At 38.3% G+C, this 15,445-nt stretch carries 15 protein-coding genes; 8 read left to right on the top strand and 7 right to left on the bottom strand.

Annotated elements, in window-relative coordinates:
- Window positions 1–84: 84 nt before the first annotated feature.
- Both CA265_22475 and CA265_22470 read left to right on the top strand, forming a co-directional pair.
- Window positions 85–417 carry a hypothetical protein gene (locus CA265_22475; protein ID ARS42273.1) on the top strand — a complete coding sequence of 111 codons (333 nt, stop codon included), beginning with the start codon at window positions 85–87 and terminating at the stop codon, window positions 415–417.
- Window positions 418–533: 116 nt separating this feature from the next.
- The gene (locus tag CA265_22470; protein ARS42272.1) at window positions 534–2,852 is read left to right on the top strand and encodes an energy transducer TonB; all 2,319 of its coding nucleotides are present in this window, start codon (window positions 534–536) and stop codon (window positions 2,850–2,852) included.
- A 213-nt stretch (window positions 2,853–3,065) separates the two neighbouring features.
- On the opposite strand, the gene CA265_22465 is transcribed toward CA265_22470, so the two are convergent.
- A complete protein-coding gene (locus CA265_22465) occupies window positions 3,066–4,145 on the bottom strand; it encodes an oxidoreductase (protein ID ARS42271.1) in 1,080 nt (359 codons plus the stop codon).
- Window positions 4,146–4,476: 331 nt separating this feature from the next.
- Here CA265_22465 and CA265_22460 point away from each other — a divergent pair, with 331 nt between their 5' ends.
- The 5 genes from CA265_22460 (at window position 4,477) to CA265_22440 (ending at window position 8,470) form a co-directional block, all read left to right on the top strand.
- On the top strand, window positions 4,477–5,304 hold the full coding sequence (locus CA265_22460; GenBank protein ARS42270.1) for an ABC transporter ATP-binding protein: 828 nt from the start codon (window positions 4,477–4,479) through the stop codon (window positions 5,302–5,304).
- Window positions 5,305–5,307: 3 nt separating this feature from the next.
- Window positions 5,308–6,120, top strand: a complete 813-nt coding sequence (locus CA265_22455) for a hypothetical protein (GenBank protein ARS42269.1) — start codon at window positions 5,308–5,310, stop codon at window positions 6,118–6,120.
- Between the two features lie 18 nt (window positions 6,121–6,138).
- Complete coding sequence (locus CA265_22450; protein ID ARS42268.1) at window positions 6,139–6,513, top strand: GntR family transcriptional regulator; 375 nt, start codon at window positions 6,139–6,141, stop codon at window positions 6,511–6,513.
- A gap of 4 nt (window positions 6,514–6,517) precedes the next feature.
- Window positions 6,518–7,357 carry a hypothetical protein gene (locus CA265_22445; GenBank protein ARS42267.1) on the top strand — a complete coding sequence of 280 codons (840 nt, stop codon included), beginning with the start codon at window positions 6,518–6,520 and terminating at the stop codon, window positions 7,355–7,357.
- A gap of 126 nt (window positions 7,358–7,483) precedes the next feature.
- Window positions 7,484–8,470 (top strand): alpha/beta hydrolase, encoded by a 987-nt coding sequence (locus tag CA265_22440; GenBank protein ID ARS42266.1) that lies wholly within the window; start codon window positions 7,484–7,486, stop codon window positions 8,468–8,470.
- Between the two features lie 54 nt (window positions 8,471–8,524).
- On the opposite strand, the gene CA265_22435 is transcribed toward CA265_22440, so the two are convergent.
- The 3 genes from CA265_22435 to CA265_22425 form a co-directional block, all read right to left on the bottom strand.
- On the bottom strand, window positions 8,525–9,415 hold the full coding sequence (locus CA265_22435; GenBank protein ID ARS42265.1) for a hypothetical protein: 891 nt from the start codon (window positions 9,413–9,415) through the stop codon (window positions 8,525–8,527).
- Between the two features lie 15 nt (window positions 9,416–9,430).
- Window positions 9,431–10,204 carry a peptidase gene (locus CA265_22430; protein ID ARS42264.1) on the bottom strand — a complete coding sequence of 258 codons (774 nt, stop codon included), beginning with the start codon at window positions 10,202–10,204 and terminating at the stop codon, window positions 9,431–9,433.
- A 67-nt stretch (window positions 10,205–10,271) separates the two neighbouring features.
- Window positions 10,272–11,297 carry an oxidoreductase gene (locus tag CA265_22425; GenBank protein ARS42263.1) on the bottom strand — a complete coding sequence of 342 codons (1,026 nt, stop codon included), beginning with the start codon at window positions 11,295–11,297 and terminating at the stop codon, window positions 10,272–10,274.
- Between the two features lie 105 nt (window positions 11,298–11,402).
- Between CA265_22425 and CA265_22420 the strand changes: the two genes are divergently transcribed.
- Window positions 11,403–11,747, top strand: a complete 345-nt coding sequence (locus CA265_22420) for a hypothetical protein (GenBank protein ARS42262.1) — start codon at window positions 11,403–11,405, stop codon at window positions 11,745–11,747.
- 640 nt (window positions 11,748–12,387) lie between these two features.
- Here the strand turns inward: CA265_22420 and CA265_22415 are convergent.
- The 3 genes from CA265_22415 to CA265_22405 form a co-directional block, all read right to left on the bottom strand.
- Window positions 12,388–13,071, bottom strand: coding sequence for a hypothetical protein (locus CA265_22415; protein ID ARS42261.1), 684 nt, complete (start codon window positions 13,069–13,071; stop codon window positions 12,388–12,390).
- Window positions 13,072–13,241: 170 nt separating this feature from the next.
- Window positions 13,242–13,934 (bottom strand): ATP-binding protein, encoded by a 693-nt coding sequence (locus CA265_22410; GenBank protein ARS42260.1) that lies wholly within the window; start codon window positions 13,932–13,934, stop codon window positions 13,242–13,244.
- 2 nt (window positions 13,935–13,936) lie between these two features.
- Entirely contained in the window at window positions 13,937–15,409 is a 1,473-nt protein-coding gene (locus tag CA265_22405; GenBank protein ARS42259.1) for a hypothetical protein, read from the bottom strand.
- Window positions 15,410–15,445 lie beyond the last annotated feature (36 nt).

The following is a 15,445-nucleotide window of genomic DNA, read 5'->3' as shown; positions in this document are numbered from 1 at the left end:
GTTAAATAGCCTGTCATACCCTCATAAATACAATGTTACTTTGTAAATATATATAATTGCCTAGGAATTACTATTTTTGCCCTGTTGAAAAAGCATAGACAAAACATTAAAAAATATTTATCAGCAATTATGCTGATTGTTTTTGCTATTGCCTTAACGCCGTGGAGCGTTCTTCACCATCACAATCCCGTTCCTGTTGTACAGAAAGAATTGCACTGTAAACACGTAAGCCACGTGCAGGCGCATGGCGATACCTGTTTGATCTGTAATGCCAGTTTTGAAAAAAATTATGTGCAAACGCACCACATTTACAGAATCTTCTTATCAGCTAAAATCTTCAACCGTACAGAACCTACATTAAAGAATGCCTTTACCGAAATAAAGCGCACCTGTTTACGCGGTCCTCCTTTAGCATAATTTTTTCTTCTTATAGCGCATCCGCGCTGAATCAAATTATTTATCCGGGAAACTGAAACCAGCTTCAATTAAGCTATTGTTTTGGCTTTTCGTTCATTTCTATTTACACACAACACATGAAAAAATTACAGCTTATTGGCTTGGTAATTCTATATACATTATTGAGCAATACTGCTTTCGCTGCCGTACTAAAAGATATAAAAGGTAAGGTTATTGATGCCAGTACAAAACAAACATTGCCGGGTGCTACCATTTTTATCCCTGATTTAAAAGTTAGCTCGGTAACCAATAACGACGGCGCGTTTACCATAAACAATCTTCCATCGAAAGGAAGTTATTTAGTTGAAGTACACTATGTAGGTTATAAAACAGCAACTCAGGTCGTAAACCTCGCCACAGCAAGTGGATTGGAATTTTCATTACAACCCACCGCGATAGAAACAAAGGAAATTGTCATTACCGGAAGTTTAATCAGCAGCACCAGTAAAAGAAACAGCGCTTCATCGGCAGTACTTGGCAAGGATCAGTTGTTGCAGCCTTCCAGCAATTTAATCGATGCGCTCACTAAAATTCCTGGTGTATCTCAAATCACCACGGGACCATCTATTTCTAAACCTGTAATTAGGGGTTTGGGCTACAATAGAATTGTAACGTTAGATGATGGGATTAAACAACAAGGCCAGCAATGGGGTGACGAACATGGTATAGAAATCGATCAGTTCAAATCAGACCGTGTTGAAGTACTACGTGGGGCAGCCTCGTTAATGTACGGCTCCGATGCACTTGGTGGCGTAATTAATTTATTAGAGCCAAGCACTGCACCAGAAGGACAGGTTAAGGGCGAATTTATTACCAACTATTCGACCAATAATGGGCTTACCGCTAATTCACTCATGTTAACCGGTAACCAAAATGGTTTTGTTTGGCGGGCCCGCGGAACCTATAAAAATGCCTACTCTTTTAAAACACCTACCGGATATTTCCCGAACTCTGGCTTTAATGAAACCGATTTAAGTGGAATGGTTGGTTTAAACAAAAGCTGGGGATATTCTCATTTAAACGTTTCGAATTTTCGCAATAATATTGGTTTTTATGAGCCAACATTAGATGAAAATGGCAACTTCGTTAAAGAGGATGGTGAATCTTTTATTACTTCAGACTTTAAAAACCGTGATTTAGATTATCCTCGTCAGGATATCCGCCACTTCAAAATTGCATTAAATAACAATTTCATTATCGGTAATGGTAATTTGAAAGCCGATTTTGGCTATCAGCAAAACCAGCGCCGCGAGCTGGAAGAAGGACCAAATCCTTCTTTGTTCTTCGATCTTAAAACCTATAATGCCGATTTAAAATACTATATCCACGAAACGAATGGATGGCAGCCGGTATTTGGCATAAGCGCCGATGCAGGTCATAGCGAAAACAAGGCAAATGACGAATTCTTAATTCCGAATTATGATACTTATGGCGTGGGTGTTTTTGCCTACGCAAAAAAGAACTGGGAAAGCAACACCTTTAGCATTGGCGCCCGTTACGATTATCGGAAAAACAATGGAAAACAATTATTTGTAGATGGTGAAGAGCAATTTGCACCATTTCAGAACAAATTTTCGAATGTAAGTGGTGCATTGGGTTTTACCCATCAATTTAATGAAGAGTTAAACTTTAAAGCCAATGCAGGTTCTGCATTTCGTGCACCAAACCCGGCAGAATTAGCTTCAAATGGTGTACACGAAGGAACTTTCCGTTACGAAATTGGTAATTCCAGCTTAAGTCCTGAGCGTAGTTACCAGGTAGATGCTGCACTGGAATATGAAGGGAAATTAATCAGCGCCAGTGCAAGTATTTACAATAATTACATCCACAACTTTATTTATGCCTCAACAAATGGCGAAAGAATAATGGCCGAAGGAGATGATTATCCGGTTTACCGTTATGGCCAGGTAAACGCGAACCTGTATGGCGCAGAAGCAAGTTTAACCATACATCCGGTTCCTTTTATCCATTTCGAAAATACATTTGGTTATGTACATGCACAAAACAACAGTTTAAACAAGCCATTGGCCTTTATACCAGCGGGTACATTACGCAACGAATTACGTTTCGAGCCTAAGCTTAAAGGCACAAATGATGCTTACTTATCAGTTGGCATTAACTCTGCATTTAAACAGGCCCGGGTAGATGATGTTTTCGAAACACCAACAAGCGGTTATACCTTACTAAATGCAGGTATCGGCGCTACCTTTAATTTAGGTAAGCAGCCTGTTAAATTATCTGTTTCTGCCAATAACCTGTTGGATCATAAATATTATGATGCACTGAGCCGGTTAAAACCAGGACGTTTAGATTCAGAAAACCTTAATTTAGGGGTTTACAACACTGGTAGAAATATCACTTTCGGCTTGTATATTCCTTTTACGGTGGCTAAATAAAATTAATCCATAAATTGCTAAACAAAAAAAGCGGAGTTGATCTAGAAGATCACTCCGCTTTTTTATTTAATTACAACAGTTTCAATTAATGTAGCCGTCATTCCCGCGCAGGCGGGAATCTTAAAGCCAATTGCATTAGGATGATCTTCGATGAGCAATCGTGGTTCCCAATCGAGTTTGGAGTGACGATTTATGGGGATTTATTATCACCTGTTACTTTTTAAGCGTTTCCCTTTTTGCCCTCACATATTGGTTTGGCCATTCTGTATCATCGCCAAGTACCTGAGCTGCATGGGTAGGAAAATAAGCATCGCGCAGGGATTCGCGGGCAATAAAAATTAAATCAGCCTTGCCCTGTTCTAAAATTTCTTCTGCTTGCTCCGCTTCTACAATCACACCTACAGCCCCCGTATAAATGCCAATTTCATTTCTGATTTTATCTGCAAAAGGAACCTGGTAATTTGGTCCCGCAGGGATAAAAGCATCAGGTACATTTCCCCCCGATGAAGTATCTATTAAATCGACACCACGATCTTTTAACACCGCCACCAATTGTAACGAATCATTTTCATTCCAGCCGCCTTCGGTCCAGTCTGTTGCTGAGATACGTACAAATAAAGGCAAATTCTCCGGCCATACCGATTGTACGGCTTCCACCACATCGATTACCAAACGGATACGGTTTTCGAAACTTCCGCCATAAACATCAGTTCGTTTGTTGCTCAGCGGACTAAAAAACTGATGCAATAAATAACCGTGCGCAGCATGTATTTCTACTACCTTATAACCCGCCGCCAATGCACGTTGAGCGGCTGCCCGGAAGGCAAAAACAATATCCTGAATTTCTGAAATGCTTAATTCATGAGGTTCAACCTGCCCTGGCTTAAAAGGAGCTGAAGATGGTGCAACGGGTGTCCAGCTATTTTCGCCTGCAGCTAGCTGCTCACCACCTTTCCAGGGCACCTCACAACTGGCTTTTCTACCGGCATGCGCCAATTGGATCCCTGCAATCGCACCGTTATCATGAATGAAAGAAACAATCTGTTTCAGTTTATCTATATGTTCATCTTTCCAGATGCCCAAATCGGCATAGGTAATTCTTCCTTCTGCAGTTACCGCAGAAGCTTCCTGAATAATCAATCCCGCGCCACCAACTGCACGACTACCCAAGTGCACCAAATGCCAATCGTTGGCAAAACCATCAACGGCAGAATACTGGCACATTGGCGAAATAACAATTCTATTTTTTAAGGTTACATCCTTTATGGTAAAAGGAGAAAATAATTTAGACATATCGTGTGATTTGCTTTTCCACAAACATACAACCTCCAATTAAAGATGTTTTAATGCAACAATTATTAAACTGATATTTTACCTTTCCATGGCGGAGAGGGGAAAGCGTGGAGTGTGGCGAATAGCATTGAGGCTATATCTATACAAACCACACTGGCTAGGAGAAAATCACGGAAGTCATAACTCACATGGCATTAGAGCATAAATCAATTCCATCATCCATTTTACATTTTCCATAGTCAAACGCTTATCGCTAAACTTTTTTCTTCAAAAATTTGGAGATCACAAAACAACATCATACATTAGTGTATTATTTAACTAATACAGCAATATGATCAACATTAACAATCTTAATTTTGGCTACAGCAAGCATAAGCCATTATTTAAAAATATGAGCATGCGGTTAAGCAACGGCCATATTTACGGTTTGCTTGGAAAAAACGGAGCCGGTAAATCGAGCTTATTAAAAAACCTGGCCGGTTTGGTGTATGCACAGAGTGGTACATTGGATGTAATGGGTTTTAATCCTGCAAAAAGACAGCCAGCACTCTTAGCGCAAATCTGTTTTATACCAGAAGAATTTTATTTGCCATCGGTAAAAATTGATGCCTACCTAAAAGCAAATGCACCATTTTACAAAAATTTTGATCATGATTATTTTGCAAGACTTTTAAAAGAATTTGATATTCCGGCAAGCAATAACCTGGTTGATATGAGTTATGGACAAAAGAAAAAATTCATCATTGCTTTCGGATTAGCTACTCAGGCTAAGCTGATCATTATGGATGAGCCTACGAATGGCTTAGATATTCCATCAAAAGCGCAGTTCAGAAAAATTATGGCCTCTGCCATGACAGATGATCGCTGTATCATCATCTCTACCCATCAGGTAAGGGATTTGGATAACCTGATTGATACCGTGATTATGCTTGATGAAAACGATATTGCCCTAAAAGCATCGGTAGAAGAAATTACCGCTAAATTAACTTTCAAAAAAGTTAAAGAAATAGACGATAGCATTTTTTATGCAGAACCATCGTTATCGGGCTATAATGCGGTAATGCCGAACTATCACCACGAAGAAAGTAAATTGGACATGGAACTTCTTTTCAACGCTATCCTTGCCGAAAAAATCAAATTTAAACCTTTATTCAGCTAAACCATGAACAACACCTTTAATATCAATCGATTTGGCTTATTGCTTAGAAGACGGTGGCTCGAATTTGGGAAAGTTTACCTCATGAGTTTAATAATACTCACTATAATTATTGTTGGTTTCTATCTTTTCAACATCCCTCGATATAAGAGCTCTTATTTTAGATGGGATGATAATGAACATGTGCGACTGGGCTTCCGGGTAGTTATTTTTCTTATGATTGGATTTCTATTTCTTACCATAGAAGCCAGTGCATACTTTAATTCGCTAGGCCAAAAACCTAAGGCCATTATGGAGTTAATGACCCCTGCCTCAGTTACTGAGAAATTTCTTTGTGCTTTTCTTTATACATCTATCCTTAGTATTCTGAGCTATCTGCTCATTTTTTATGTAATCGATGCAATTTTTGTAAGTTATCTTAATGAGTTATGGGAAAATAAAAAAGCCATTAATTATAATACAGGTAAGCTTACTGTAATTTCTTTCAGTACCGTTTTTGATGACCTGACGGCCGACAGAGAGTTTAAATTTTTATTCGCGCTCCCTTTTTTCTTTACGAGTATTTTTCTCTTAGGTTCTGTGTACTTTAATCGTTTTCACTATATCAAAACCGCCTTATCTGTTACCGTATTTTTCGCGCTGGTATTTTTTATAACACTCAAATTCTCAACATGGCTAACAGAAAATAAAAGTGTTAAATATATTATTGGCGGCAACGAGAAAGGTTTTGTTTTGACCACATTTTTTTGGACAACAATTGCACTCAGTCTTATTATTTGGTTAATAGTCTACGTTCGTCTCAAAGAAAAAGAAGTTTAATTTTTAAAAGGTATAGATATGGAATTTAGAGATAACAAGGCAATATACCTTCAAATAGCAGAATATGTTTGCGAACACATTCTGCTAGGAAAATGGAAGGCCGACGAGAAAGTTCCTTCGGTGCGGGAACTGGCCGTAGAAATGGAAGTAAATCCGAATACGGTAATGCGCACCTACGAGCTGCTGCAAAACAAGAACATCATTAACAATAAAAGAGGAATTGGTTTTTTTGTAGATGAAACGGCCATAGATAATGTAAGAAACTACAGAAAACAGCAATTCATTACGGATGATCTGCCTGTGGTTTTCAGGAATATTTATCTGCTTAATATTGGTTTTGAAGAATTGGAAAATCAATATAAAACATTTGTAAAAGAGAACTTTAACGCCTAATAGAATGAAAACAAGTAATAAATTACTAACCGCGCTCGCCGCACTTTTAATTATTATTCCAATAATAGTTGTGGCAGTTAATGTCAAGATAAATTATAGGCCTACAAACGGCGATAGCTTTGTAGAGGAACAAGAAATAAATGCAGAGCCTTTTGATACAGAATCTTCTGGCAGAACTTCAATACCAATCAAAACTCCTTTTCACAGCGTTAATATTCCTGATGCAAAAAGAATTTATCTAGAATTACACTTTATAAAAAGTGCAAAATCAGGGGTAAAAGTGCCGACGGACATGAAAAATGGTATCAATTTTAGCGTAAGTAGTACCGGTGCACTGCAAATCAATTTTGGCGATAAGCTTAACCGATCGGGTAATCATCGCAATGGCATAGTGATACTGGTATATAGTCCAGATATTGATGAGCTTAACCTCAATAATTCCTCTAATCTGGTTTTAACTGCAAAAACTGACACTTTAAATGTGAATTTAAAAAAATCTGGTTCATTAAGCTTTGGCTCACCCATTACATTCAGCAATGAAAAAACAACAAAAATAATAAATCAAACAGACATCAAACAATTGAACGTAAATCTTGATAGCGCTGTTTTTTATTCAAGAATCAACTCTTACAAGAATTTGAATATTTCCTGCAAAAATTCATCAGTAAGTATTCATGCAGATGAACAAGAAAGTATTAGCATTGGTAATTTAACCATTAATACCTTCGGAAAATCTGATGTTAAGATTGAAAACGCAATAGTGAGCAAAATTTCGGGAAGTTTATCAGACGAAACAACGATAGCCATGCCTGTAAAATATTTAAAACAGATGCTGAAGAATTAATTCAGATTATTTTAAAGCATGATCTTCTCTGTGATTTTGCAAAAAGGGCATGATTTTTAAGCTAACTAATTGGCAAAAGTTTAACTTGGGCCAATTAGTTTTTTTAGTTTTACATCATACCCCATTATGAAGAGATTTTTCTTTCTACTAGCGTTTATCCTGTTCGTTTTTAGCCAGGCACAAGCACAAAAAACCGACACCCTGTCCATCACCCTCGATAACGTTAAATACCCATATCCGGTTAAATATTTCCCAATCAATACCGAAGGACAAGATATTAAAATGGCCTATATGGATGTTGCACCCACTTCAGCTGCAAATGGAAAAACAGCGATCCTTTTCCATGGCAAAAACTTTGGCGGTTACTACTGGGGCAATGTAATCAAAGCCTTAACCAATATTGGTTATCGTGTTATCGTACCTGATCAGATTGGTTTTGGTAAATCATCTAAAGCATTTATCCATTACAGCTTCCATCAAATGGCCACCTGGAATAAAAGACTTCTAGATACACTGGGCGTTCAGAAAACAGTAGTTTTAGGTCATAGCATGGGCGGTATGCTGGCTACACGTTTTGCATTGATGTATCCTGAAACAACCGAAAAGCTCTTGCTCGAAAATCCAATCGGACTTGAAGATTATAAAACTTTCATCCCCTATATCACTACTGCACAACAGTACCAAACTGAACTTAAAACCACAGCTGAAAGTGTACGGAAGTATTACCAGGGCTCTTACTTTACTTATTGGAAACCCGAATACGAATACCTGGTGAGTATTGCCGGAGGTGTAACCAACAGTTCTGATTACCCACGATGGGCTAAAGTTGCCGCATTAACCTATACCATGATTTATGAACAACCTGTAGTGTACGAGTTTCAAAATTTAAAGGTACCTACTGTTTTATTTATCGGTAAGGAAGACAAAACCATTGTAGGTAAAGGATTACTTAGCCCTGATCAGCAGGCTTTACACGGGCAATATAAACTTTTAGGGAAACAGACGGCAGCCAAAATTATCGGTGCTAAAATTATCGAATTTGATGCCTGCGGGCATATTCCGCATATCGAGATTCCAACGGAGTTTTTGGTGGCGTTAACAGGTAGTTTGTAATTTGCTATCAGACCTTATAGGTTCTTGAAACCTATAAGGTCTACAACGTTAAACCTAATTAACCTCTTTCCCTACAATTTTATTAATACCCTGCATTTCGAAATCGATGTCTTGCCCCATCGATTTCATTTTACCATACAGTTCTACACGAAGGTGGCTATTTAATACAATTCCGGTTTTCATATCAAGTGAAGTCTCTCCAGAATTGGTTCCTTGTAAATCTGTTTCCATTTTGTTGCCCATCACTTCAAAATTCCCTTTCGATAGCAGTGTTCCTTTTACGCCAAGTGTGGCGATGCCATCTTTCACTTCCTTCAAGGTGTATTGCGTAATCGTTTCAATGGGCATACCCATCTGCATTTTGGTATCAACGGTCCAGCTGTCGCCTATTTTAACGGCTCTGTCTGGATAGATTTTAAACGACGATTCCATGGTTTGTTTCATTACCTCGTTGCTAAACTGCTTGCTTAAAGCATTTTTAATCTGTTTAACCTGACTGGTATCCTTAGTCATCCTGGCCGCCATATTATCGAGCATTTTATCAATACCCGCAACTGTTTTAATCGCACCATTTGGAGTTACCGTCATGTAAAAAGAAGCACCTTTGAAACCGCTAAAAGGATTTTTTTGGGTACTATCCTGATCATCTGAGCTATAGGTCATGGTGTTGCCCATCGCCACAGATTTTATGAAAATCTTGTTATAGGTAACTTTAATATCCTTTTCGCCATAATGGCCTTCGGTAATATCAAAAGTATAATCTGTTCCGATATTTTGGGTTAAATGTACATCCCGGCCAGCAACTTTCTGATTAATAATCTGATCGGAAGTGATTGTAAAATCGTACTTATAACCTGTTGGATAATTTTGTCTTAATACATAGGTTTTCTGTGCAAAGGCACTGATGGTAATCAGACTACAGATAATTGTTGCAAATATTTTCATTTAGTAATTTGTTATTTAACCCGCAGGCTGTTGCGCAAAAATGCGGCTTAACTGAAAATACAATTCAGGGTGTTTATCCCTTAGCTGTTCAGGCTTTTCAAAGAAATATTCAGAAACTACTGCAAAAAATTCGGCCTGGTTGGTGATGGCATAAGGATTAATATCCGATTTGTTATCCTCAATTTTTTCCATTTCCTCATGCATCATTTTAATCCAGGGTAAGGTATACTCATGGGCTATTAAATTCTCCGGAATACCATCAGTTGCACCATCAGATTTATCCAAAAGGTGCACAAATTCATGTATAGCGGTATTTTCTTTCCCTGCACTTTTAGAGAAACCATGACGTAAAGCCGAACGCGATAAAATCATCTGTCCGTTCATATAACCTGTGCCTACCATGCCCATAATATTCCTTTCGCCACCTTCAAACTGAAAATCTTTGTTAAAAGTGTCTGGATACAGCAAAACGCTGGTTAAGTTTTTGTATTGCCAATCGTCGAAACCAAAAATCGGGATCACGGCACTTGAAGCAATCAACAGTTCATCTAAGGTAGTCATTTCTAAACCTACCGCTTCTATCTTAACCGTACTGAAAAATGCAGCTACTTTTTGCTCAAACTTAAGTTTATCAGTCGAATCGAGATTGTGGTAATAACCTACATAATCATCCAGGATCTTTTTATCTACATCTGTTAAAGGATCAATAGCCACTTTCTTTTTTTTAAGGATAAGATAAAGGGCAATTAGAAAAATAGGAATTAAGTAAGCGAATGGCAATGAGTTCATATAAGGATTACACAGATAAGGGGATTACATCGATTTAACAGATGGCACAGGTTGGATATTTTTTTGATTAGCTTTCGATAATTTCTAACTGGATTAAAACATCCTCGCGTGTAACGGGATAAGGTTTATGGTTATTTATCGCCTGATAAATGGCTTCGAAAAGCGGCAAATAACTTCCTACTTCTGATGGGATTGTCTCTTCGGTTTTATGGCCTTCGGCATCAATGGTGGTTAATAAACCATCTTTACTTTCACATTCAATACCGTAGCCCGGATCGGTTAATTTCATACCTGCCAGCAACTGTTCTTCCTGAATATCCGTTCTTTGTTTAATAAAACTTCCATTTACCCCATGTAAAATAAATCCGGCCTGCGGATTTACCACCAGCATGCTCGAAGTAACAAAAACATTCAGACTATCAGGATAGCTCAACTGGATCGAAAAATAATCATCCACCAATGTACCAGCCCTGTTTTTACCTAAAATTTTATGGAAACTTAATGGTTTGCCAAATAAACAGATTACCTGATCTAAAAGATGCGGACCTAAATCGTATAAAAGTCCGCTCGCCTCTACCGGGTTTTCTTTAAACGCCTTTGGCCCAATTACGTTGCGATAACGATCGTAACGCAAATGAACTTCAACCAGCTTACCCAGTTTACCGCCTTCAATCACCTTTTTTACAGAGGTAAAATCACTGTCCCAACGGCGGTTCTGGTAGAAAAAGATTTGTTTCCCTACGCTATCGGCAAGCTCGAAAAGTTCTTTTGCCTGTGCAGCTGTTGCCGTAAATGGTTTTTCAACCAGAATATGTTTATGCCTGCTTAATGCTGCTTTCGAGTGTTCGTAATGCAGGTTGTTGGGGGTATTAATCACCACCAGTTCTATTTCCTCATCATTCAGGAGTTCATCAACACTGTTGTAACTTGTAATATTTGGGTAATCATTTACCGCATTTTTATGGTTGCGTTCTACTATAGCCTTTAAATTGAAGCCGCTGTGTGCCTGTAAAAAAGGAGCGTGAAAAACTTTCCCTGACATGCCGTAAGCTAATAAACCCGCATTAATTGTTTTATTGATATTCGTATCCATAGGTTATAAATGTAGCTAAAAATACAATTACGATTCAAGCTTTAATGTTAAAACCGCAAAGCTTTTACTTAGGCCTTACACCTTTTTACCTTATCTTTGCCAGATATGAAGCCGTCGGAGATTAATGCCAAGTGGAAAGTTTTACAGGAAAAGATTTCAAAGGAATTTGATTCGGATTTTCCTGATTTAAAAGTAATGCTTTTTTTAATCGGTGTTCAGGAGTTGGGCAAAGGGCCAAAGAAATACAGCAAACGCCAAAAAGAGGAGCTGATGCACATTGCTACCTGCCGTTTATTGAGTGAAATGGGCTTTTATGAACTTGAGGGTTTAGACCAGGATGGCTGGCCGCATTGGACATTAATCAAAGCCATTCCACCTTATACCATGCTCGAGCAGGAAATGCTGATGAAATCGCTTGTGGTAAGTTATTTTGAAGATATTTATTCTTAGTGAACAATTTTCAGTCGCTTTACCTAACGCGATCATCTTTCCTGCCAGATAGGCCCTGAAATAAATTACCTTCGGTGAGCTCGCTCAAGGCTCGGTTACTTCGTAGCTTTCCGCTGCGCTACAGTTCAGGGTGACGAATGATGAAAGAGACCCGATACAAGATTTTTTATTTTTTGGAAAGCAAGGCCGTTCACATCTATTTAAGTTAGTCGGGCTTTTCGCTTATTCCGATTAAAATCGGAAATGCCGCTTCAATCCCATTTAAACCATTCGTTTCCTGCAGCTATTTGGGGTTGGCAGGGCGGTTAGAAAACTTCGTAAGTTTGGCCCAACCAGCACCAAAACCAAGTTAACTAAACCCGACAGCAGCGGACACCGAACGCAGTGAGGTAAAGCGAATGGCGGGGCTTTCGGAACCGATAGACACAGGAACCTGCTTTTCAAAAAACTAAAGAAAATGCACTAACAGTATCAGATGGCAACATCAGACAGCACAATTGTATCTCTATTACAGCGTTGTCAACTTAAAGAGCAGGTTGACGACAAAGTTTACAACACTCAAATGAAAACAAAAAACCCCGGTGGATGTACACCAGGGCTGCATTTATAATGACCTCATAGGTAGAGGGAATTTGCAATATTATCCTTGTTTTTGTGCGGTCGCTTTTAAGGCATCGTTAGCAACGATTACAATCTCTACGCGACGGTTAGCTGCACGGCCTGCATCAGTTTCGTTATCTGCAATTGGCTCAGCAAAACCTTTACCAATGGTAACCAATCTTGTAGATGGTACACCCTGAGAAACCGCATAAGCTTTAACTGCTGCTGCTCTTCTTTCTGATAGGCCCATGTTATATTGTTCGGTACCACGACTATCAGTATGACCGATAATTTTGATATCAGTATCAGGATATTGATTTAATGAAGAAGCTAAACTCTGGATGTTTGTTTTAGCTGCATCTTTTAAAGCCGTTTTATCGAAATCGAATAAAATACCGCTATCAAATTTTACAATAATTCCTTCTCCTTCACGAATAACTTCTGCATTAGGAATAGCTTTCTGGATTTCAGCTGCCTGTCTGTCCATTCTACGGCCGATAAAAGCTCCCGCTGTACCGCCAATAGCACCACCAATTAAGGCACCTACTGCTGTATTACCGGCTTTTTTACCGATTAATGCACCAATAACACCACCAGCTGCAGCACCAATACCAGCTCCTTTTTGTGTTTTAGTTAAACTATCACAACTTTGGAATGCCATTGAACCTACCGCTAACCCTATACTTAATGTCGCTATTCTTACTTTTGAAATACTCATAATAATCTAGATTTATAATTTCTACTCGTTATATTCAAACACAATGCCAAAAAGTAAGCAAACTGTATTTTCGACCCATTTTGACCAAATTTTACTACAAACACGAACGATACCCATAAAAAAAGAGTCCCGATCAATGGAGACTCTTCTATAATGTATCATTCTTAGTACAAAAACTAAGCAGAGAAATAACTCTCTAACTCCTTCAATGTATTTTCGTCTGTTTTAAAATCCTTAATCACCCTGCCTTTTTCAACCAGGATAATCCGGTTACACACATCGGTAACATGATTTAAATCGTGGCTGGAAATAAAGGTGGTCATGTTGCCTGTTTGCTCCTTCAACAGTTTCTTTAAACGGATCTGTGTAGTTGGGTCGAGGTTGGCAAAAGGTTCGTCTAAAATTAATATTTCCGGCCTTTGCATCAGTGCAGCCGCAATACCAACTTTATTCTGGTTTCCTTTACTAAAATCGCGAATGTATTTTCCACTGTTTAATATTTCTCCATTAAAGAACTCACCATATTGGTTCAGGTAAGCAGAAACATCAGCTACACTTAAGTTATTTAAACTGCCGATAAAAATAAAATACTCCTCAGGGGTTAAATAATCAATCAGAAAACCTTCGTCCAAAAACGATGCGGTATAGTTTTTCCAGTTATCGTTGTTCATTACGTTTTCGCCCTTCGATAAAACCTCACCATTGGTAGGACGGATTAAATCTAAAAGCATCCGAAAGAAAGTGGTTTTACCAGCGCCGTTATTCCCCACCAGGCCAACCGTTTCGCCTGGGGCAATCTGCAAATCTTCGATGTTTACAACGGTTTTATCGCCATAAACTTTTTGTAAATTCTTAACTTCTAAAATCATAATTATTCTCTAAAGCCTTCGGCTATTTTATAACGTTGTAGTTCTAATCTTTTTGCAATATAATTTACCCAAAAGCCCCTTAACAATAACATGGCCAGGCCAAAAACCGATACGGCAACCAATCCCCAATAAGGTTTGTTGAGTATACCAAAGGGCAAATAAATTAAAATAGGCGTAAGTGCATATGGAAACATTAACAGCCATTGGGTGGCTCCAGTACCCTGATAATTAAAGCTGGCCGCTTTAGTAATATCCAGTCTTTTATAATTTAATGTAGCCAGATAAAGTACCACTACAGTACCAAAACCAATATTGTATAAATAGGCAGCCAGGTGTAAGAGTAATAGCTTCGGACTTAAAAACCCGTAAAAACTTGCCAATAAGGTAATAATGGTACAGCCAATGGTAAACAGTAAAAATTTAGCCCTGATGTAATCTTTAAAATTGATTTTATTGGCTAATATCCCGTCAAAATGGGCACTTTGCCATGCAAACATAAACTGACCATAAATAATGATGGAAACACCTGTCATAAAAATAGCACCAAACATCATTTGCCCGAAAGCATCGCGGTCTATTGCTTTTTCTTTATAAAAAATAAACCCGTAAAACAGGAAGAAGAAACCAAGGATAACCGAAGAACGCGGGCGTTTGTGGCGAAGGATTAGCTTCAGCTCCAAAGCGGCCAGTTCGCCTACTTTACCAAAACGGTTAAGGAAAGCATAATCGGTACTGCCTTTTTTCTCTTGTTTTGCACTTAATTCTTCTACGTATAAATTTTTACGCAAGAAATTAGAATTGAGATAAAAGATAGCAACTGCAGCAATTGTAAAGGCAAAACCATATAAAGGATGGGCTGCGATGGCCCTGAATACCACATCAGAACCTGCCATGATTGAAATCACCTTATAATATTCTAAAGCAGCAAAGGCCGCAATAACCACCAAGCCTAAAAAAGTATACAAAGTATTGGTGATCGATTTTCGTTTGATGTACAACACCATATAGTTGTTAAAAATCATGATCGAAAATATCGAGACAATGTACATGATGGTAACCAATGCGCCATGCTCACCCCAAATTCTAACAAAACAAAAAGGCAGAAAAATAAAAAACGGCCAAAGGTTAAATGCCGAGAACAGTGCCTTAACATTTAAAAACTTAATGATCTTACTCTTTTGGATTTTGAGGTGCAGGTAAGGAATGATACTCAATGTTGGCAATTCCTGAAACTGCATGCGCATGATAAAATCGAATGCAAAATAATAGAGAATAATGCCGTTAAAGCTTGTCAGAATATTTTGATCCGGGAAAATTTTTGGAAGAAAAATACTCATTCCAAAGCCTATTCCAACAGCAACAGCAAAGAAGTAGAGCATAAAAAAACCTAGAACAACCTGTCCGGCAATGCTACTGCCACGGTTACGCGAACGCCAAAAAGATTTTCTTTGATGACTTAAAAAAGTACTCAGCATATATAGTTTAGGTATTAGTTAATCATTAATGGTTTA

It is taken from the genome of Sphingobacteriaceae bacterium GW460-11-11-14-LB5 (genome assembly GCA_002151545.1).
Lineage (GTDB): Bacteria > Bacteroidota > Bacteroidia > Sphingobacteriales > Sphingobacteriaceae > Pedobacter.
Note: the sequence above shows the minus strand (reverse complement) of the source record. Positions and strands in the feature narration are given on the sequence as shown.

Coding starts and splice junctions, on each gene's coding strand:
- CA265_22460 (ARS42270.1), top strand. CDS start 4,477: ATGATCAACATTAACAATCTTAATTTTGGCTACAGCAAGCATAAGCCA.
- CA265_22440 (ARS42266.1), top strand. CDS start 7,484: ATGAAGAGATTTTTCTTTCTACTAGCGTTTATCCTGTTCGTTTTTAGC.
- CA265_22430 (ARS42264.1), bottom strand. CDS start 10,204: ATGAACTCATTGCCATTCGCTTACTTAATTCCTATTTTTCTAATTGCC.
- CA265_22465 (ARS42271.1), bottom strand. CDS start 4,145: ATGTCTAAATTATTTTCTCCTTTTACCATAAAGGATGTAACCTTAAAA.
- CA265_22405 (ARS42259.1), bottom strand. CDS start 15,409: ATGCTGAGTACTTTTTTAAGTCATCAAAGAAAATCTTTTTGGCGTTCG.
- CA265_22410 (ARS42260.1), bottom strand. CDS start 13,934: ATGATTTTAGAAGTTAAGAATTTACAAAAAGTTTATGGCGATAAAACC.
- CA265_22450 (ARS42268.1), top strand. CDS start 6,139: ATGGAATTTAGAGATAACAAGGCAATATACCTTCAAATAGCAGAATAT.
- CA265_22435 (ARS42265.1), bottom strand. CDS start 9,415: ATGAAAATATTTGCAACAATTATCTGTAGTCTGATTACCATCAGTGCC.
- CA265_22420 (ARS42262.1), top strand. CDS start 11,403: ATGAAGCCGTCGGAGATTAATGCCAAGTGGAAAGTTTTACAGGAAAAG.
- CA265_22445 (ARS42267.1), top strand. CDS start 6,518: ATGAAAACAAGTAATAAATTACTAACCGCGCTCGCCGCACTTTTAATT.
- CA265_22425 (ARS42263.1), bottom strand. CDS start 11,297: ATGGATACGAATATCAATAAAACAATTAATGCGGGTTTATTAGCTTAC.
- CA265_22455 (ARS42269.1), top strand. CDS start 5,308: ATGAACAACACCTTTAATATCAATCGATTTGGCTTATTGCTTAGAAGA.
- CA265_22470 (ARS42272.1), top strand. CDS start 534: ATGAAAAAATTACAGCTTATTGGCTTGGTAATTCTATATACATTATTG.